The organism is Haematobacter massiliensis (genome assembly GCF_000740795.1).
GTDB lineage: Bacteria > Pseudomonadota > Alphaproteobacteria > Rhodobacterales > Rhodobacteraceae > Haematobacter > Haematobacter massiliensis.
In genome coordinates this window covers 374,915-392,477 of the sequence record NZ_JGYG01000002.1, presented here as the reverse complement: position 1 = coordinate 392,477, position 17,563 = coordinate 374,915, and the positions used below count along the sequence as shown (strand labels likewise).

Genomic DNA, 17,563 nt, shown 5'->3' with positions numbered 1-17,563 from the left:
CGCCCATTCGCCGGAGGTCGCCCTCCGAAACAGGTGAGCATCATGGGCTTCGCAGAAGCTGTTCGTTCATGCCTGAGGCAATATGTCGGTTTCCGGGGTCGCGCACCGCGCTCGGAATACTGGTGGTTCGTGCTTGCGCTTATGATCGCCGGCATCGTCGCATCGCTGATAGATGCAGTGCTGTTCGGAACCACGGTTTCGACCGGTGTCACGACATCCACTCCGCCCGCCCCGGCCGAAGGCTATGGTGCCTCCGCCTGGGCCGCGGCCGAGAGCGGGCCTGTTTCCTCTCTGCTCGGGCTGCTCGTCTTTCTGCCGCATCTTTCCGTCATAATCCGACGGCTGCACGACACGAACCGCTCCGGCTGGTACGTGCTTGCCCCGTTCGCCATCGTGGTGATCGGCCTTCTGGCCATTACCGCCCTGTTCACCATCGCACCAGCGCTGGCCGGACTGGCCTGGTTCGCGATGTTCATCGCCGCCGTTTTCCTGCCGCTCTACTGGCTCATCCAGCGCGGCACCGCCGGGCAGAACCGCTTCGGCCCCGACCCGCTTGAGGTAAGACAATGACCGACCAATCCCCGAACGACGTGTTCCACGCCTCGTCCTTCCTGCAGGGAGCGAACGCGGATTACGTGGAGCAACTGCAGGCGCGCTACGCCACGGATCCGAATTCCGTCGACGCGGGCTGGCAGGCATTCTTCAAGGCGCTGGGTGACGACAAGCAGGATGCGAAGCGCAATGCGGAAGGCGCGAGCTGGACACGCAGCGACTGGCCACCCCTCCCCAATGATGACCTGACCGCAGCGCTCACCGGCGAATGGCCGGTCGCCACCCCCGCGAAGGAAGCGAAAGCCGCCGGTCAGAAGATCGCGGAGAAGGCCAAGGCCCTCGATGTCGAGGTGTCGGACGCCCAGATCCGCCGCGCCGTGCTGGATTCCATCCGCGCGATCATGCTGATCCGCGCCTACCGCATCCGAGGGCATCTCGCCGCCGATCTCGATCCGCTGGGCGTGCGTCAGAGCACGGACCACCCGGAGCTCGATCCTGCGTCTTACGGTTTCACCGAAGCCGACATGGACCGGCCGATCTTCCTCGACAACGTGCTCGGGATGGAGCACGCCACGATGCGGCAGATCGTCGACATCGTGAAGCGGACCTACTGTGGCACCTTCGCGCTGCAATACATGCACATCTCCGACCCCGAGCAATCCGCCTGGCTGAAAGAGCGCATTGAGGGCTACGGCAAGGAAATCACCTTTACCCGTGAAGGTCGCCGCGCGATCCTGAACAAGCTGGTGGAGGCGGAGGGTTTCGAGAAATTCCTCCACGTCAAATACATGGGGACCAAGCGCTTCGGCCTCGACGGCGGTGAAGCGCTCGTGCCGGCGATGGAGCAGATCATCAAGCGGGGCGGCGCGCTCGGCGTGAAGGAGGTGGTGATCGGCATGCCGCACCGCGGCCGGCTGAACGTGCTCGCCAACGTGCTGCGCAAGCCCTACCGCGCCATCTTCAACGAGTTCCAGGGCGGCAGCTTCAAGCCCGATGACGTGGACGGCTCCGGTGACGTGAAATACCACCTCGGCGCTTCCTCCGACCGGACGTTCGACGAAAACACCGTTCACCTCAGCCTGACCGCGAACCCCTCGCACCTTGAGGCAGTGGACCCGGTCGTGCTGGGCAAGGCGCGCGCCAAGCAGGACCAGCTTCACGATCAGGCGGAACGCGTTGCCGTCCTGCCGATCCTCATGCATGGCGATGCGGCCTTTGCCGGTCAGGGCATCGTCGCGGAGTGCTTCCAGCTTTCCGGTATTCGGGGCCATCGGACCGGCGGCACGATCCATATCGTGGTGAACAACCAGATCGGCTTCACCACGGCGCCGCATTTCTCCCGCTCCTCGCCCTATCCGACCGATATCGCGCTGATGGTCGAAGCGCCGATCTTCCACGTGAACGGCGATGATCCCGAGGCGGTCGTCCATGCCGCCAAGGTGGCAACGGAGTTCCGGCAGAAGTTCCACAAGGACGCTGTCATCGACATCTTCTGCTACCGTCGCTTCGGTCACAACGAAGGCGACGAGCCGATGTTCACCAACCCGGTGATGTATACCCAGATCAAGAAGCACAAGACCACGCTTCAGCTCTATACCGACCGCCTCGTCGCCGACGGCCTCATCCCCGAGGGAGAGATCGAGGATATGAAGGCCGCCTTCCAGGCGATGCTGAACGGAGAGTTCGAAGCCGGTCGGGACTACAAACCGAACAAGGCCGACTGGCTGGACGGGCGGTGGAAGAACATCAACCGCGAGGGCGAGGACTATCAGCCCGGCGATACCGCGATCACGCCCGAAACGCTGAAGGATATCGGCCGAGCGCTCACCACCGCACCGGACGAGTTCGAGATCCACAAGACCGTTACTCGCCTCATCGACGCCAAGAAGCAGATGTTCGAGACGGGCGCCGGATTCGACTGGGCGACCGGCGAGGCATTGGCCTTCGGCTCCCTGCTGACGGAGGGCTTCCCGGTTCGTCTGTCGGGACAGGATTCGACGCGGGGCACCTTCTCCCAGCGGCACTCCGCCTTCATCGACCAGGCGACGGAGGAGCGTTACTATCCGCTCAACCATATCCGCGAGGGGCAGTCCCGCTATGAGGTCATCGATTCGATGCTCTCCGAATATGCGGTGCTGGGCTTCGAGTATGGCTACTCGCTTGCCGAGCCGAACGCACTGACCCTGTGGGAAGCGCAGTTCGGCGACTTTGCAAACGGCGCGCAGATCATGTTCGACCAGTTCATTTCGTCGGGCGAATCGAAATGGCTGCGGATGTCGGGGCTCGTGATGCTGCTGCCGCATGGCTATGAGGGCCAGGGGCCGGAGCATTCGTCGGCACGGTTGGAGCGGTTCCTTCAGCTTTCCGCGCAGGAGAACTGGATAGTCGCGAACTGCACGACGCCTGCGAACTACTTCCACATCCTCCGCCGCCAGTTGCACCGCACCTTCCGCAAGCCGCTGGTGATGATGACGCCAAAGTCGCTGCTGCGGCACAAGCTCGCCGTCTCCACGGCAGAGGATTTCACCACCGGCTCCAACTTCCACCGCGTGCTGTGGGATGATGCACAGAAGGGTAACTCCACTACCGAACTGGTCGCCGACGAGCAGATCCGGCGCGTCGTCCTGTGCTCCGGCAAGGTCTATTACGATCTCCTGGAGGAGCGGGACGCGCGGGGCATCACCGATGTCTACATCCTGCGGCTCGAACAGCTCTATCCGTTCCCCGCACTGACGATGGTCCGGGAACTGGGCCGGTTCAAGGATGCGGAAATCGTCTGGTGCCAGGAGGAGCCCAAGAACCAGGGCGCCTGGACCTTTGTCGAGCCGAATATCGAGTGGGTTCTGACCCGCCTCGGCTCCACCCATCAGCGGCCGCGCTATGTCGGCCGTGCGGCCTCCGCCTCGGTGGCGACGGGGCTTTCCAGCCAGCACAAGGCACAGCAGGAAGCGCTCGTGAATGAAGCGCTCACGATCGAAGGGTAAAGACTAATGACCGTTGAAGTCCGCGTCCCCACGCTGGGGGAAAGCGTCACCGAAGCGACCGTGGCGACCTGGTTCAAGAAACCGGGCGACAAGGTCGCGGCTGACGAGATGCTCTGCGAACTGGAGACCGACAAGGTGACGGTGGAGGTTCCGGCCCCCGCCGCCGGAACACTGGGTGAGATCGTGGCGAAGGAAGGCGAAACCGTAGGCGTTGATGCGCTGCTGGCGACGATTACCGAAGGTGCCGGCGCTGCCACGTCTGAGCCCACGTCGGCTGCCGCCAAGCCTGCGGAAGCGAAGGCTCCCGAGGCCAAGCCGGCCAGCCCCGGCGGCGAGCGTGTCGAGGTCAAGGTTCCTGCTCTGGGCGAGAGTGTGACGGAAGCCACGGTCGCAACCTGGTTCAAGCGCGTCGGCGACAAGGTCACCGCCGACGAGATGCTGTGCGAACTGGAAACCGACAAGGTCTCTGTCGAGGTTCCCGCCCCGGCTTCGGGCGTTCTGACCGAGATCCTCGCCGCGGAAGGCACCACGGTCGAGGCTGCGGGCAAGCTCGCGGTGATCACCTCCGGCGTGGGTGCCGCTGCTGCCGCGCCTGCTGCCGCTGCTCCGGCCCCTGCCGCTTCGGCGCCGGCCGCCGGCCGCAAGGATGTGGAGGACGCTCCCTCAGCCAAGGTCGCCATGGCTGATGCGGGCCTGTCCCGCGATGCCGTGACAGGCACCGGGCGCGATGGCCGCATCATGAAGGAAGACGTGCTGAAGGCGCTGACCAACCCGCCCGCCGCCGCTGCCGCGCCTGCCGCGGCGCCCGTCGCCCGCGCGCCGATTGCGGCTGATGACGTTGGCCGCGAGGAACGGGTGAAGATGACGCGCCTGCGTCAGACCATCGCCCGCCGCCTGAAGGATGCGCAGAACAGCGCCGCCATGCTGACCACCTATAACGAGGTGGACATGTCGGCGGTCATGTCGCTGCGCAATGAGTACAAGGAGCAGTTCGAGAAGAAGCACAAGGTGAAGCTCGGCTTCATGTCCTTCTTCACCAAGGCCTGCGTCCATGCGCTTCAGGAAGTGCCGGAAGTCAACGCAGAGATCGACGGGACCGATATCGTCTACAAGCACTTCGTCCATATGGGCGTGGCTGTGGGCACCCCGAACGGTCTTGTCGTGCCGGTGGTGCGCAATGCCGATCAGATGTCGTTCGCGCAGATCGAAAAGACCATTGCCGAGCTTGGCGCCAAGGCGCGGGATGGCAAGCTCTCCATGAACGACATGCAGGGCGGCACTTTCACGATCTCCAACGGCGGCGTCTACGGCTCGCTGCTGTCCTCGCCGATTCTGAACCCGCCGCAGTCGGGCATCCTCGGCATGCACAAGATCCAGGAGCGGCCCATGGTCGTGAAGGGACAGATCGTCATCCGTCCGATGATGTATCTCGCCCTCTCCTACGATCACCGCATTGTGGACGGTCAGGGCGCCGTGACGTTCCTCGTCCGCGTCAAGGAAGCGCTGGAGGATCCGCGCCGCCTGCTGATGGATCTCTGACGACCCTGGCGCCTCCGGTTTTCATCGGGGGCGCCTCCCTTCAACCTGTGAGGCTTCGATGCAGCTCATCTGTCACGCTGACGTTCCCGACTACACCGCCTGGAAGGCCGCGTTCGACGCCGAGGTCGAGAACATCGAGGCGGCCGGGCTGTCCACCCTCCAGATCTGGCGGAACGCCGATCAACCCTCCCGGGTCGTCGTGCTGTTCGAAGTGCATGACCGCGGCCGGGCGCAAACGTGGCTGAGCAAGCAAAACGCGCTCGGCACCGGCTTTTCCAGCACCGAATTCGTCGAAACGGCGTGACCTTCGCATGACCCCTGAACTCACGGTCCTCGCGCTCGCGGCGCTGCTGCAGGCAGTTCAGATCGGGCTGGCCGCCGTGGCGATGAACCGCGATATCGGGCCTGAGTGGAACGTGGGACCACGCGACACCCAGCCCGATTTCTCCCCCCTGACCGGTCGCCTCCGGCGTGCCGTCAACAACCATTTCGAAGCACTCTGCTTCTTCACCATCGCGGTGGTCGTCGTCACGCTGTCCGGTGCGGCCACGTCACTCACCGCTCTCTGCGCGTGGATTTATCTGGCGGCGCGGGTGCTTTACATTCCCGCTTATGCCTTTGGCTGGACGCCATGGCGCTCCGTCATCTTCGGGGTGGGATTTCTTGCCACCTTTGTGATGATCCTCGCGGCACTTATCTGATCTGGGCGTACGGCAAGAGCGGCGCCCGCAAGGAGTCAAGTTATGGCAAGTTATGATGTGATCGTGATCGGTGGCGGCCCGGGCGGCTATGTCTGCGCCATCCGCGCGGCCCAGCTGGGATTGAAGACCGCCTGCGTCGAGGGCCGCGAAGCGCTTGGAGGCACCTGTCTCAACGTCGGCTGCATCCCCTCCAAGGCGCTGCTGCATGCGACGCATCTGCTGCACGAAAGCCACGAGAATTTCGAGAAGATGGGCCTCATGGATGCCCATCCTACCGTGGACTGGCCGAAGATGCTCGCCTTCAAGGAAGACGTGATCGGGCAGAACACGAAGGGTATCGAATTCCTGTTCAAGAAGAACAAGATCGACTGGATCAAGGGCTGGGCTTCGATCCCGGAGGCCGGCAAGGTCAAGGTCGGAGACGAGGTGCATGAGGCGAAGAACATCGTCATCGCCTCCGGCTCCGTCTCCTCCAGCCTGCCCGGTGTGGAGGTCGATGAAGAAACCGTCGTCACCTCCACCGGCGCGCTGGCGCTGAAGGACATCCCGAAGCGGCTTGCCGTGATCGGCGCGGGTGTGATCGGGCTGGAGCTGGGTTCGGTCTACAAGCGGCTCGGCGCGGAAGTGACAGTGATCGAATATCTCGACGCCATCACCCCCGGCATGGATGCGGAGGTGCAGAAGCAGTTTCAGCGTATCCTCGCCAAGCAGGGACTGAAGTTCGTGCTGGGCGCCGCTGTCCAGAAGGTGGAGAAGGGCGCGAGCGGGGCGACCGTGACCTACAAGCTCCGCAAGGATGACAGCGAGGCGACGGTGGAAGCCGATGTCGTTCTGGTCGCCACCGGGCGCAAGCCTTACACGGAGGGTCTTGGCCTCGACGCTCTCGGTGTCGAGCTGACGCCGCGCGGCCAGATCGTCACGAACGGCCAGTGGCAGACCACCGTTCCCGGCATCTACGCCATCGGAGATGCGATTCAGGGCCCGATGCTCGCCCACAAGGCGGAAGATGAGGGCATGGCCGTGGCGGAGACGATCGCCGGGAAGCATGGCCACGTGAACTACGAGGTCATTCCGGGCGTGATCTACACCACACCGGAGGTCGCCTCGGTCGGTGCGACGGAGGAAGCGCTGAAGAAGGAGGGCCGGGCCTACAAGGTCGGCAAGTTCTCCTTCATGGGCAATGGCCGGGCCAAGGCGACGCTGGCGGCGGAAGGATTCGTCAAGATCCTCGCCGACAAGGAAACGGACCGGATCCTCGGCGTGCATATCATCGGCCCGTCGGCTGGCGAGATCATTCACGAGGCCTGCGTGGCGATGGAGTTCGGCGCTGCGGCAGAAGATCTGGCCCGCACCTGCCACGCGCACCCGACCTATTCGGAAGCGGTGCGGGAGGCGGCGCTGGCTTGCGGTGACGGCCCGATCCACTCGTAAGAACGGTTTCATGGCGAAAAGGGCGGCGTCACCAGCGCCGCCCTTTTCCTTGCGCGCGGCACCACGTCCATCAAGAGCCGACCAAGCTCTACGTCCCGTCGCAACCGAGATGCCTTCCCGCAAGGGCTCGTGAGGTGTTACACGACGATTGACAGACTGCGGGAAAGTCCTGAGGTCTTATGCTCCGAAGATCGGAGAATTGGTCAGCGAATGAGCCTGTATAGGTAGATTTTCGCCTGGCTTTCCCAAGATCGCGACGGTTCCGCCCCAACGCAGACCGAAAGCCCTTCTCAGCAGATTGCAAAGGGCGAACTCTGCTCAGCTTTTCGGCGCGCCTGTCATGCCGTCAGATGGCGCAGGCCCTGCGTGACATCCGTGCGGATCGCGAGCCGCAGTCCGGGATCATCCCCCGCCTTCAGCGCGGCGATGATATGGCGGTGATAGGGCGGGGCCTCGTTCCGCCGGAGCCGCCCGTAGAGCGCCCGCATTGTCGGGCCGAGCTGCAGCCACACTGTCTCCACCATGGCCAGCATCGCGGGGGCCTGCGCTCGGAGATAGAGGGTGCGGTGGAACTCCAGATTGGTGCGGATATAGGCCACGGCGTCATGCTTGGCGACCGCCTCCGCATTGGCGGCGTTGATGGTCTGGAGCCGCTCTATCAACGCCATGTGGGCGCGCGGCAGGGCGCGTGTGCCAAGCTCCGGCTCCAGCAGGGCGCGGATGGCAGCAAGCTCCTCGATGCGCTCGTTCGACAGCTCCGGCGTGGACACCCGCCCGGAAGAGGAGAGCGTCAGCGCGCCCTCTGCCACCAGCCGCCGCACGGCTTCCCGCGCGGGGGTCATGGAGACGCCGAATGTCCGCCCGAGACCTCGCAGCGTCAGGGATTGGCCGGGAGCGAGTTCGCCGTGCATGACCTGCTGGCGCAATGTGCGATACAGCCGTTCATGCGCGGCGGGCGTGGTGTCTGAGGGGCGGATCTGGGGCAGCATGGCGTCAGTGATCACACCCGGAGGGAGCCGCCGTCAATCCCCTCGAAAGATGTATCGGTGCAGTTCCTGCCCGTGATCGCGGAGCCAGCGGCGGGGGGCGGCATGGTCTGGCATCAGCCGCGCCACTTCCGCCCAGAACGCCGGCGAATGGTCCATGCGGACGAGATGCGCCACCTCATGCGCTGCCACATAGTCCAGCACGTCCGGAGGCGCGAGGATCAGCCGCCAGGAGAACATGAGCCGACCATCGGAAGTGCACGACCCCCAGCGGGACCGGGTATCCCGCAGCGACAGGTTGGTGAAATCGCGCCCAATGGCACGCGCATGGCGGTTGCATGCTGCCTCCAGCCGGTCACGGGCGAAGCGTTTCAGGAAAGTCTCCACCCGCGCCGCCGTCCGCGCCGCGGCCGCCTGCGGCACCAGAAGCCCGCCTGCCCCATCCTCCACGATCCTTGGCACGGGGGCGAGCCGCAGGACACATGGCCTGCCTTCCACCGGTAGCACGGCACCGGGAGCGATTCGCACCTCCTGCGGCCGGACGGAGAGAATGTCGCGGATCCACCCTTCGCGATCACGCGCAAAGGCCACTGCATCGGATACCCGTGCGCGCTCCGGCAGGGAGAGCGTGACACGGCCATCCAGCCGGGAAACCCGGAGAGAGAATCGCCGCGCGCGGGCGGAACGTCGGAGCGATATGTCGATGGGCGGGCTGCCCGGCAGAACAAGGGATGTCATGCGGCTGAGATTAACCTCCGCCGCGTGCCCGCAAAAGCCCTCTGGCATTCCTCCGCAGCCTTTCCCATATGCGAAGCCTTGTGCCCGCCGCCCTTACATGGAAAGGCTTTGACAGCCTTCGCCAGCTGTGGCAGTTGGCCCCGATTCACTCGACGACCTGACATGAAAGGGGTTCCCATGCCCAAGGACGAATGGGGCGTCAAACGCCTTTGCCCGCACTGCGGGAGCCGTTTCTACGACCTTCAGCGCGATCCGATGACCTGCCCCGAATGCGGCCATACATTCTCGCTCGAAAGCCTGCTCGCAGGGCGTGGCCGCGTGATGGCCGCGGATAAGAGCAAGTCGACCCTCAATGACAACAACATCGACACGGATGACGAGGTTCTCGAAGAAGACACCCCGGAAGCCGATATCGATGACGATCTTCTCGAGGATGACGAGGACGACAACGTCTCGCTCGACGATCTTGCCGACGTGGCAGGGGACGACGAGGACAACTGATCCTTGAAGGCCCGCGGGGGAAATGACGGCAGGCGGATTTTTCCCCTTGCGCTTCCCCCCGCAGCTGCCTAGAAGCACCGCACACGGGCGGCAACGCCCGGACCTCCGGTGGGGCCATAGCTCAGTTGGGAGAGCGCTTGAATGGCATTCAAGAGGTCAGGGGTTCGACTCCCCTTGGCTCCACCAAATCTCTCATGGCAAATGCCAGATAGATGTTCCATTAGTGACAGAGATTTTTCCATTTTATTGGAAATCTCATGTTCGCGGAGAAACACGAAGCCGGTAGAGGTCGCTCTGCTGGCTTTTTTGTTACACAAGCTTTGCATCACACGGCTGCAGAGGTTGGCTGACTCCCTATTTGTGGTTTTTCGTTGCTACCGGAAATGAATGCCGAGCGTTGCCGCGATCAGGCGGCTACAAACTGCACAGGTGGAGGTGGCGCTTACACTGTAGGCCCATGCCTGCCGGTCGACCCCGACATATGCTGCTTTGCCCCATTCTCGGAATGCTGCCGCTCGTCTTGCTTCGCAGCAGACACCCGGCCATGATAGGAGCGATGCGGACGAAGCCGCCGTATCCTTAGGTCATGTTGACAAATGGCGGAGCCAGAGCCCGATGGAGAAGAGGTCGGCAAAGCCGGGAAACTATCCGCAGTTTTGTCGTAGCGGGTTGCCAGACGGCGGCTGTTTTTCAACTTGTTGAAGCAGCACTCAACCATAATGAGCAGGATCTAGAGGTCATGTCCACAGCCTTGCACACCTTTCGGTTCTTCGGCATCGGAACCATTGGCAGGGCGTTGCGGCTCTCGATGTCTTGCCGAATTTTATCAGAGTCATGCCCCCTGTCGGCCATGAGCACGGCGGGCCGCGGCAGATGGTCGGCGGCCCCCAGATCATAGCCGGTGTAGTCGGAATATTGCCCCCGAGGTGATCTCGGTTCTGTCGGGAGGCCTGCGCCGTTGACGCTGAGGTGGACTTTCGTCGAGAACCCATCGTCCGAACGGCCAGGAGCCTTCTTCGGAGCCCCTTTTGCACCCGTCGCATGATGAGGGCGCGGATCGCCCTCTCCAGTGCGTTCGAACCGGTGGCGCTTACCGGCTCGATGTCGAGCATCTGCAGCTTGTCATGCGCAATCCCCCCTCAGGGTTCAGCGCATCCAGGATGTCCTCCCACAGTCCCGCCAAGTTCCAGCGGCGGAACTGACGGCAGACCGAGGACCGCTTGCCGAACCCTTCGGGCAGGTGGCGCGAAGGCGCACCGGTTCTTGCGATCCGGAGAATACCATCCAGAACAAGCCGATGATCCGCAGGCTTCCGTCCCTTCGAGTGTCGAAAGGCCTGAATGAAGCTCTCGAGGAAGGTCCATTCAGCGTCGGATATCAAGCAAGCCCCTCTCCCACGTCGAGATGACCTTGAATCATAGGCCGCCGGCCAGCAAAATCCCCTTTGTCAACACGACCTGGTATCCGATGGCCCAGAACGTTCTCCACACTGGGCCAGAACGTAGTGCTCACCCGCCCCGCTCCAGGAGGCACTTTTGGGGCAGCGCTTCCTGCATTCCGCCGCGCGCATTCTCGGGTGCGCGCTACTCGGGCGACCTTGGCACACGGTCAAGCGGTGCAGGCTAGGCGCGCCCGCGGTTCCCCGGAACCCCTGCCGACACCGAATGCCGGGCGTTTGGAACACATCCTCTTGGTCTTTCAGCAAAACGGGGTTGAGCATCGCTCCCAATGGCGCGACGGTCGGTTGACCGGATCTGATGACAATGCCGACAACCCGCCTCACCCTCCGTCTGCTCGCCCGCCTGGGCAGCGTGCTGCTCGTCACTCTGGCGGCGGCTCAGGTTGCACGCTGGGGCGGGATGCCGCTCCCCTGGATGCTCGGCCCGCTCATCGCTGCGGCGACACTTGCGATGAGCCGGCCGGCAGGACATTGGCTGGTGCCGCTCTTTCCCAACAACATTCGGAGCATCTGCGTAGGAGTCGTGGGGCTCATGATCGGCGGAAGCTTCACACCTGCTCTGATGAGTTCGGCCGGTGAATGGTGGATCACGCTGCTGGGCATGGCGGTGGTGACACTGGTGCTTCAATGGCTCAACTACCTCTGGTTCCGGCGCGGCATGGGATTGGATCCGACGACGGCCTGGTTCTCCGGCTCGCCTGGCGGCCTGATGGAGAACATCGCGCTTGGCGAGGCGCATGGCGGTGATCTTCGGGTGATCTCCGCGCTCCAGTTCCTGCGCATCATCCTCGTCGTCATCACGCTGCCGGCAGCGTTCTCGATCTGGAACGGCGCTCCGGTCGGCAGTTCGGCAGGCGTGCAGGTTCCCGGCCCGCCGCTGACCGCGACCGATGGGCTGCTCCTCGTCGCGGCACTGGTGCTTGGCCAGTGGGGCGCGCGGCGGCTTTCCCTGCCGGCGGGCGTGGTCGTCGGGCCGCTCATCGTCAGTGCGATCGCCCATGCCACGGGGCTGATCGGCGGACAGGTACCGCCTGCCCTTGTCTCAGGCGCACAATGGCTCATCGGCACGGCCTTGGGGCTGCGGTTTGCGGGAATGCAGCGGGCGCGGCTCGTGCAATGTCTGGGCGGGGCACTCGTGGCGCTCGGCATATCGGCGGTGGCGGTCGCAGCGATCATCGCCATCGTAAGGCCCTTCATCGACATCCCGATTTCGGCGCTCCTTCTCTCCTATATCCCCGGAGGCGTGGTGGAGATGGGGCTGATCGCACTTTCCATCGGTGCGAACCCGGTTTTCGTCACGGCACATCACGTCTTCCGCATCCTGATCGCGGTGATCATCACCCCGCAGATCTTCCTGCGCCACGTCGCGGGCCGGGGCGCCAGGACAGGCGTCGCGAAGTAGACCGGCGCGGCTTGACTTGCTCCGGTTCAAGGCGTCCTATCCGCGCATGGCCCCAGTCGAGGGCTGAGCAAAATCAACAGGGACGATCATGCGACACACGAGCCGCTTCCTTGCCGCGACGGCAATCACGGGTGCCCTCGCAGCCTTCCAACCGGGCTTGCCCGCCTTTGCCGCGACGCCATCCGACACGCTGATCCAGGCCTGGGCGATCGACGACATCATCTCCCTCGACCCGGCGGAGGTATTCGAGTTCACCGCCTCCGAGCTGATCGGCAACTCCTATGAGACGCTGATCGGTTATGATGTGAAGGACGTGTCGCAGATCTTCGGTGTCGTCGCCGAGAGCTGGGAAGTCTCGGAGGATGGCAAGACCCTCCATTTCAAGGTGCGCGAGGGGCGCAAGTTCGCCTCCGGCAACCCGATCACCGCGGCCGATGTCGTCTTCTCGCTGACGCGCGCTGTGAAGCTGGACAAGTCGCCCGCCTTCATCCTGACGCAGTTCGGCTTCTCGCCCGAGAATGTCGATGCCCAGATCGTCCAGACCGGCGATTACACGTTCGACTTCAAGATGGACCAGGCCTATGCGCCGTCGCTGGTGCTCTACTGCCTGACGGCGACGGTCGCCTCGGTGGTGGATCAGAAGCTCGCCATGTCGCATGAGGCGAACGGCGACTTCGGCTATGACTGGCTGAAGACCGGGTATGCCGGTTCCGGCCCGTTCACCATCCGTGAATGGCGGGCGAACGAGGTCGTCGTGATGGAGCGCAACGACAACTATTCCGGCGAGGCCCCAAAGATCGCGCGGGCCATCATGCGCCACATCCCGGAACCCGCGGCACAGCGGCTGCTGCTCGAACAGGGCGACGTGGACATCGCCCGCAACCTCGGCCCGGAGGAGATGGAGGCCCTCTCCTCCAATGCCGACATCAAGAGCCAGGCCGGCGTGAAGGGGTCGATCTACTACCTCGGCCTGAACCAGAAGAACGAGTTCCTGTCGAAACCGCAGGTCCGGCAGGCGATGAAATACCTCGTCGATTACGCGGCGATCTCCGACACGATCATGAAGGGCCGCGCCATGGTGCATCAGTCCTTCCTGCCGAGGGGCTTCCTTGGGGAGATCGATGACACGCCCTTCGCCCTCAACGTGGCAAAGGCCAAGGAACTGCTGGCGGAGGCCGGTGTTCCCGACGGGTTCACCGTGACGATGGACACGCGCAACACCGCCGATATCACGGCGATGGGGACTGCCATCCAGCAGACCTTCGGACAGGCGGGGATCAAGCTCAGCCTCATTCCCGGCGATGGTGGCCAGACGCTCACCAAGTATCGCGCGCGGACGCATGACATCTATATCGGTCAGTGGGGCCCGGATTATCAGGATCCGCATACCAACGCCGACACCTTCGCCTCCAACCCCGACAATAAAGACGGTGCCTCCTCCAAGACGCTGGCCTGGCGGAATTCCTGGGACATCCCGGAGATGACGGCGCGCACCCGCGCCGCCATGCTGGAGCGGGATACCGGCAAGCGGGCAGAGATGTATGAGGCGCTGCAACGCGAACAGCAGCAGGACTCGCCCTTCGTCATCATGTTCCAGCAGGTGGAGAACGTGGCGGTGCGGGCGAATGTGCAGAACTTCGTGCTTGGCCCCTCGTTCAACGACAACTCCTTCAAGGCCGTGACGAAGTAAATGGACGTTGCGGAAGACCGGCCGGTGGGGCGCAGGCGCGCCCTTCCGGGACTGCTGTGGAGGCTGGGGAAGGTGCTCGTCACCCTTGCGGTGACGCTGCTGGGCCTGCTCTTCGTGACCTTCATGATCGGCCGCATCGTTCCGGTGGACCCGGTGCTGGCCGTGGTCGGGGATCGCGCTTCGCAGAGCACCTACGATCAGGTCTATCAGCAACTCGGCCTCGACAAGCCGCTGATCGAGCAGTTCTGGATTTACGGGCGCTCCGTGATGGCCGGCGATCTTGGCACGTCGTTCCTCACCAAGCGGCCCATCGTGGATGACCTGCGGCGGGTATTTCCCGCCACGCTGGAGCTTTCGACATTCGGGATCATCATCGGCACCCTTCTGGGGGTGCCGCTCGGCGTCTATTCTGCGGTGAACAAGGGAAAACTCGGCGATCAGATCGTGCGGATCATCGGGCTGGTGGGCTATTCCGCGCCGATCTTCTGGCTGGCGCTGCTTGGCATGCTGATCTTCTATGCGCGCCTGGGCTGGGTTGCGGGGCCGGGGCGGATCGACATCGCCTATGAATATTCCATCTCCCCCGGCACGGGTCTGTTGCTGATCGACACGGCGATGCAGGGTCAATGGGCCGCATTCCGCAATGTATTCAGCCATATCGCCCTGCCGGGCTGCCTGCTGGGTTATTTCTCCATGGCTTATATCAGCCGCATGACACGGAGTTTCATGCTGGCGGAACTCAGCCAGGAATACGTGACCACAGCGCGGGTGAAGGGCGTGCCGGAATGGCGGATCGTCTGGGTCCATGCGCTGCGCAATGCGGCCGTGCCGCTCATCACGGTGATCGCCCTGTCCTATGCCAACCTGCTCGAAGGGTCCGTGCTGACGGAGACGGTCTTTGCCTGGCCGGGGCTGGGCATGTATCTCACCAATTCGCTGCAGAATGCCGACATGAACGCGGTTCTGGGGGGAACGCTGGTCATCGGGGCGACCTTCGTGCTGCTGAACCTCGTGTCCGACCTGCTCTATTCGCTGCTCGACCCCCGTGTGAGGAGGAGCAGATGAGCCAGTCCCTCTCCCGCCGCGAATGGCTGCTGACGGAGCAGCCAAGCTCCCGCCGTCAGGCACGCCTTGGCCAGCTTTACCGGACCTGGCTTGCCCTCCGCTCCAACCCGCTGGCGATGGTCGGCCTTGGCATCATCGTGGTGCTGATACTGGTCGCGCTCTTCGCCAATGTGATCGCCCCCTATGATCCGCTGGTCGGAGGCGATCTGCGGACGGAGCGGCTGCTCCCGCCCTCCGCCGCCCACTGGTTCGGCACGGACGATCAGGCGCGCGATATCTTCAGCCGGGTCATCCACGGCGCGCGGCTGACGCTGATGATCGTGGCGCTGGTTGCGGTGATCGCCACACCCATCGGGCTGCTGATCGGCACCACGGCGGGCTATTTCGGCGGCTGGGTCGATACCGTGCTCATGCGGATCACCGATATCGCGCTGGCCTTTCCGCGGCTGATCCTCGCCCTCGCCTTCGTGGCGGCGCTGGGTCCGGGGATAGAGAATGCGATCATCGCCATCGCCCTCACCTCCTGGCCACCCTATGCGCGTCTGGCCCGGGCAGAGACGCTGACGATCCGCAACACCGACTTCATCGCCGCATCCAAGCTGCAGGGCGCCTCCTCCACCCGGATCATCTGGGGACATGTGGTGCCGCTCTGCATGCCGTCGGTCATCGTGCGGGTCACACTGGACATGGCAGGCATCATCCTGACAGCGGCGGGGCTGGGCTTTCTGGGTCTCGGCGCACAGCCGCCCAGCCCGGAATGGGGTGCGATGGTAGCATCGGGACGCCGGTTCCTCATCGACCAATGGTGGGGCGCCACCATGCCGGGGATCGCGATTTTCGTGGTCTCACTCGGCTTCAACCTGCTCGGCGACGGGCTGCGCGACGTACTCGATCCCAAGGGAGAGAAGTAATGGCGCTTCTTGAGGTCGAAAATCTGCGCATCGCCTTCCCGGCCCGCCACGGCCCTGTCGAGGTCGTGCGGGGCGTGAGCTTTTCGCTCGGGCGAGAGCGGCTGGGGATCGTGGGCGAATCCGGCTCCGGCAAGTCCCAGACGGGCCGGGCGATCCTCGGATTGACGCCGTCCCCGGGCAAGGCCACGGCGGACCGTCTGACCTTTGACGGGATCGACCTGCGCAATGCCGACAAGTCCACCTGGCGCTCGATCCGCGGCGGGCGGATTTCCATGGTCATGCAGGACCCAAAATTCTCTCTCAACCCGGTCATGACCATTGGCAAGCAGCTCATGGAAACGGCGCGTCTGCACGGCGCCTCCCGGAGACAGGCGAAGGCAAGCGCGCTTTCGATGCTGGAGGCCGTGCAGATCCGTGATCCGGAACGGGTGTTCCGCGCCTATCCGCATGAGCTTTCGGGCGGTATGGGTCAGCGGGCGATGATCGCGATGATGCTCATCACCGAGCCGGATCTTCTGATCGCGGATGAGCCTACTTCCGCGCTCGACGTGACGGTGCAGATAGAGGTGCTGCGCATCCTCGACCGGCTGGTGAGGGAGCGGGGCATGGGTCTGATCTTCATCAGCCATGACCTCCGGCTCGTCTCCACCTTCTGCGACAGGGTGCTCGTCATGTATGCCGGCCGCGTGGTGGAGGAAATCGCCGCCTCGCGTCTGGCGGAGGCGCAGCATCCCTATACGCGCGGGCTGTTCTCCTGCCTGCCGAAGATCGAGGGGGACAGTCACCCCCTTCCCACCCTGCAACGCGACGCGGCCTGGGCGACATGACCTCCATTCTCGAAGTGAAAGCCCTCGAAGTCACCTTCCAGTCCGGCATGGATGAGGTCCGCGCCGTGAAGGGTGTGAGCTTCAACGTCGCGGAGGGGGAGAGCTACGGCCTCGTCGGCGAATCCGGCTCGGGCAAGTCCACCGTCCTGCGCGCTCTCTGCGGGCTGGCGCCCGTGAGCGGTGGCCATCTGCTGATCGAGGGGCGGGAGATCGCGAGCCCGCGCACCGCCGACTTCTATCGCCGGGTGCAGATGGTGTTTCAGGATCCCTATGCCTCGCTCCATCCCCGCCACACGGTGGACAGGGTGCTGGCGGAGCCGCTTGCGATCCACGGCTTCGACAACCGGGAGAGGCGGATAGAGGCCGCGCTGACGGATGTCGGCCTCGGCCCCAGTTTCCGCTTCCGCTATCCGCACCAGCTGTCAGGCGGGCAGCGGCAGCGGGTCGCCATCGCGCGCGCCCTCATCCTGGAGCCGCGGATCCCGCTTCTGGACGAACCGACCTCCGCGCTCGACGCTTCCATCCAGGCGGAAGTGCTCAACTTGCTCGAACGGCTCCGCGCGGAACGCGGGCTGACCTATGTGCTCGTGAGCCATGATCTTGCCGTCGTGGCGCATATGTGCGAGCGGCTGATGGTCATGCAGCACGGACGAACGGTGGAGGAGTTGACGCGTGACGCCCTGCGCCGGCACGAGGCGCGCGAACCCTATACCCGGACACTTCTTGCGGCCTCCGAAGGTTATACGCCTCTTGCCGCGCCTGCCTCCTGAAGGAACT

The 17,563-nt window shown here is 64.0% G+C and carries 15 protein-coding genes, 1 tRNA gene and 1 pseudogene; 14 read left to right on the top strand and 3 right to left on the bottom strand.

From position 1 onward, the window contains the following. Positions 1-42: 42 nt before the first annotated feature. Genes CN97_RS04970 through lpdA form a run of 6 tightly spaced genes read left to right on the top strand, consistent with a single transcriptional unit; the run spans position 43 to position 7,207 of the window. Positions 43-570 (top strand): DUF805 domain-containing protein, encoded by a 528-nt coding sequence (locus CN97_RS04970; protein WP_035707936.1) that lies wholly within the window; start codon positions 43-45, stop codon positions 568-570. After that, positions 567-3,536, top strand: coding sequence for a 2-oxoglutarate dehydrogenase E1 component (locus CN97_RS04965; protein ID WP_035707932.1), 2,970 nt, complete (start codon positions 567-569; stop codon positions 3,534-3,536). Before CN97_RS04970 ends, CN97_RS04965 begins: the two co-directional genes overlap by 4 nt. A gap of 6 nt (positions 3,537-3,542) precedes the next feature. Further along, positions 3,543-5,075, top strand: coding sequence for a 2-oxoglutarate dehydrogenase complex dihydrolipoyllysine-residue succinyltransferase (odhB, locus tag CN97_RS04960; RefSeq protein WP_035707929.1), 1,533 nt, complete (start codon positions 3,543-3,545; stop codon positions 5,073-5,075). A 58-nt stretch (positions 5,076-5,133) separates the two neighbouring features. Next, the gene (locus tag CN97_RS04955) at positions 5,134-5,379 is read left to right on the top strand and encodes a hypothetical protein (protein WP_035707927.1); all 246 of its coding nucleotides are present in this window, start codon (positions 5,134-5,136) and stop codon (positions 5,377-5,379) included. A gap of 7 nt (positions 5,380-5,386) precedes the next feature. After that, positions 5,387-5,776, top strand: coding sequence for an MAPEG family protein (locus CN97_RS04950; RefSeq protein WP_035707926.1), 390 nt, complete (start codon positions 5,387-5,389; stop codon positions 5,774-5,776). Positions 5,777-5,818: 42 nt separating this feature from the next. After that, positions 5,819-7,207: a dihydrolipoyl dehydrogenase gene (lpdA, locus tag CN97_RS04945; RefSeq protein WP_035707925.1), complete on the top strand. Its 1,389-nt coding sequence runs from the start codon at positions 5,819-5,821 to the stop codon at positions 7,205-7,207. Positions 7,208-7,545: 338 nt separating this feature from the next. On the opposite strand, the gene CN97_RS04940 is transcribed toward lpdA, so the two are convergent. Beyond that, complete coding sequence (locus tag CN97_RS04940) at positions 7,546-8,196, bottom strand: GntR family transcriptional regulator (protein ID WP_035707924.1); 651 nt, start codon at positions 8,194-8,196, stop codon at positions 7,546-7,548. A 33-nt stretch (positions 8,197-8,229) separates the two neighbouring features. Further along, on the bottom strand, positions 8,230-8,931 hold the full coding sequence (locus CN97_RS04935; RefSeq protein WP_035707922.1) for a M48 family metallopeptidase: 702 nt from the start codon (positions 8,929-8,931) through the stop codon (positions 8,230-8,232). A 177-nt stretch (positions 8,932-9,108) separates the two neighbouring features. On the opposite strand from CN97_RS04935, the gene CN97_RS04930 reads away from it, so the two are divergent. Further along, complete coding sequence (locus CN97_RS04930) at positions 9,109-9,432, top strand: TIGR02300 family protein (protein WP_035707920.1); 324 nt, start codon at positions 9,109-9,111, stop codon at positions 9,430-9,432. A gap of 110 nt (positions 9,433-9,542) precedes the next feature. After that, positions 9,543-9,618 (top strand) — tRNA-Ala (locus CN97_RS04925). Between the two features lie 398 nt (positions 9,619-10,016). On the opposite strand, the pseudogene CN97_RS20130 reads toward CN97_RS04925, so the two are convergent. Then, positions 10,017-10,813: pseudogene (locus CN97_RS20130) on the bottom strand (IS5 family transposase). Between the two features lie 376 nt (positions 10,814-11,189). Here CN97_RS20130 and CN97_RS04915 point away from each other — a divergent pair. The 6 genes from CN97_RS04915 to CN97_RS04890 all read left to right on the top strand — a co-directional run bounded on the left by CN97_RS04915 (position 11,190) and on the right by CN97_RS04890 (position 17,556). Further along, entirely contained in the window at positions 11,190-12,293 is a 1,104-nt protein-coding gene (locus CN97_RS04915) for an AbrB family transcriptional regulator (RefSeq protein ID WP_084683998.1), read from the top strand. 88 nt (positions 12,294-12,381) lie between these two features. Then, on the top strand, positions 12,382-13,983 hold the full coding sequence (locus tag CN97_RS04910) for an ABC transporter substrate-binding protein (protein WP_035707919.1): 1,602 nt from the start codon (positions 12,382-12,384) through the stop codon (positions 13,981-13,983). Beyond that, on the top strand, positions 13,984-15,048 hold the full coding sequence (locus CN97_RS04905; RefSeq protein ID WP_035707917.1) for an ABC transporter permease: 1,065 nt from the start codon (positions 13,984-13,986) through the stop codon (positions 15,046-15,048). Next, positions 15,045-15,959 (top strand): ABC transporter permease, encoded by a 915-nt coding sequence (locus tag CN97_RS04900; RefSeq protein WP_035707916.1) that lies wholly within the window; start codon positions 15,045-15,047, stop codon positions 15,957-15,959. Before CN97_RS04905 ends, CN97_RS04900 begins: the two co-directional genes overlap by 4 nt. Further along, on the top strand, positions 15,959-16,786 hold the full coding sequence (locus CN97_RS04895) for an ABC transporter ATP-binding protein (RefSeq protein WP_035707912.1): 828 nt from the start codon (positions 15,959-15,961) through the stop codon (positions 16,784-16,786). Before CN97_RS04900 ends, CN97_RS04895 begins: the two co-directional genes overlap by 1 nt. Next, positions 16,783-17,556: an ABC transporter ATP-binding protein gene (locus CN97_RS04890; protein WP_035707910.1), complete on the top strand. Its 774-nt coding sequence runs from the start codon at positions 16,783-16,785 to the stop codon at positions 17,554-17,556. Before CN97_RS04895 ends, CN97_RS04890 begins: the two co-directional genes overlap by 4 nt. Positions 17,557-17,563 lie beyond the last annotated feature (7 nt).

Bases quoted from the DNA above. Each gene is read 5' to 3' on its own strand.
- CN97_RS04970 (WP_035707936.1), top strand. From the start codon at position 43: ATGGGCTTCGCAGAAGCTGTTCGTTCATGCCTGAGGCAATATGTCGGT.
- CN97_RS04965 (WP_035707932.1), top strand. From the start codon at position 567: ATGACCGACCAATCCCCGAACGACGTGTTCCACGCCTCGTCCTTCCTG.
- odhB (WP_035707929.1), top strand. From the start codon at position 3,543: ATGACCGTTGAAGTCCGCGTCCCCACGCTGGGGGAAAGCGTCACCGAA.
- CN97_RS04955 (WP_035707927.1), top strand. From the start codon at position 5,134: ATGCAGCTCATCTGTCACGCTGACGTTCCCGACTACACCGCCTGGAAG.
- CN97_RS04950 (WP_035707926.1), top strand. From the start codon at position 5,387: ATGACCCCTGAACTCACGGTCCTCGCGCTCGCGGCGCTGCTGCAGGCA.
- lpdA (WP_035707925.1), top strand. From the start codon at position 5,819: ATGGCAAGTTATGATGTGATCGTGATCGGTGGCGGCCCGGGCGGCTAT.
- CN97_RS04940 (WP_035707924.1), bottom strand. From the start codon at position 8,196: ATGCTGCCCCAGATCCGCCCCTCAGACACCACGCCCGCCGCGCATGAA.
- CN97_RS04935 (WP_035707922.1), bottom strand. From the start codon at position 8,931: ATGACATCCCTTGTTCTGCCGGGCAGCCCGCCCATCGACATATCGCTC.
- CN97_RS04930 (WP_035707920.1), top strand. From the start codon at position 9,109: ATGCCCAAGGACGAATGGGGCGTCAAACGCCTTTGCCCGCACTGCGGG.
- CN97_RS04915 (WP_084683998.1), top strand. From the start codon at position 11,190: ATGACAATGCCGACAACCCGCCTCACCCTCCGTCTGCTCGCCCGCCTG.
- CN97_RS04910 (WP_035707919.1), top strand. From the start codon at position 12,382: ATGCGACACACGAGCCGCTTCCTTGCCGCGACGGCAATCACGGGTGCC.
- CN97_RS04905 (WP_035707917.1), top strand. From the start codon at position 13,984: ATGGACGTTGCGGAAGACCGGCCGGTGGGGCGCAGGCGCGCCCTTCCG.
- CN97_RS04900 (WP_035707916.1), top strand. From the start codon at position 15,045: ATGAGCCAGTCCCTCTCCCGCCGCGAATGGCTGCTGACGGAGCAGCCA.
- CN97_RS04895 (WP_035707912.1), top strand. From the start codon at position 15,959: ATGGCGCTTCTTGAGGTCGAAAATCTGCGCATCGCCTTCCCGGCCCGC.
- CN97_RS04890 (WP_035707910.1), top strand. From the start codon at position 16,783: ATGACCTCCATTCTCGAAGTGAAAGCCCTCGAAGTCACCTTCCAGTCC.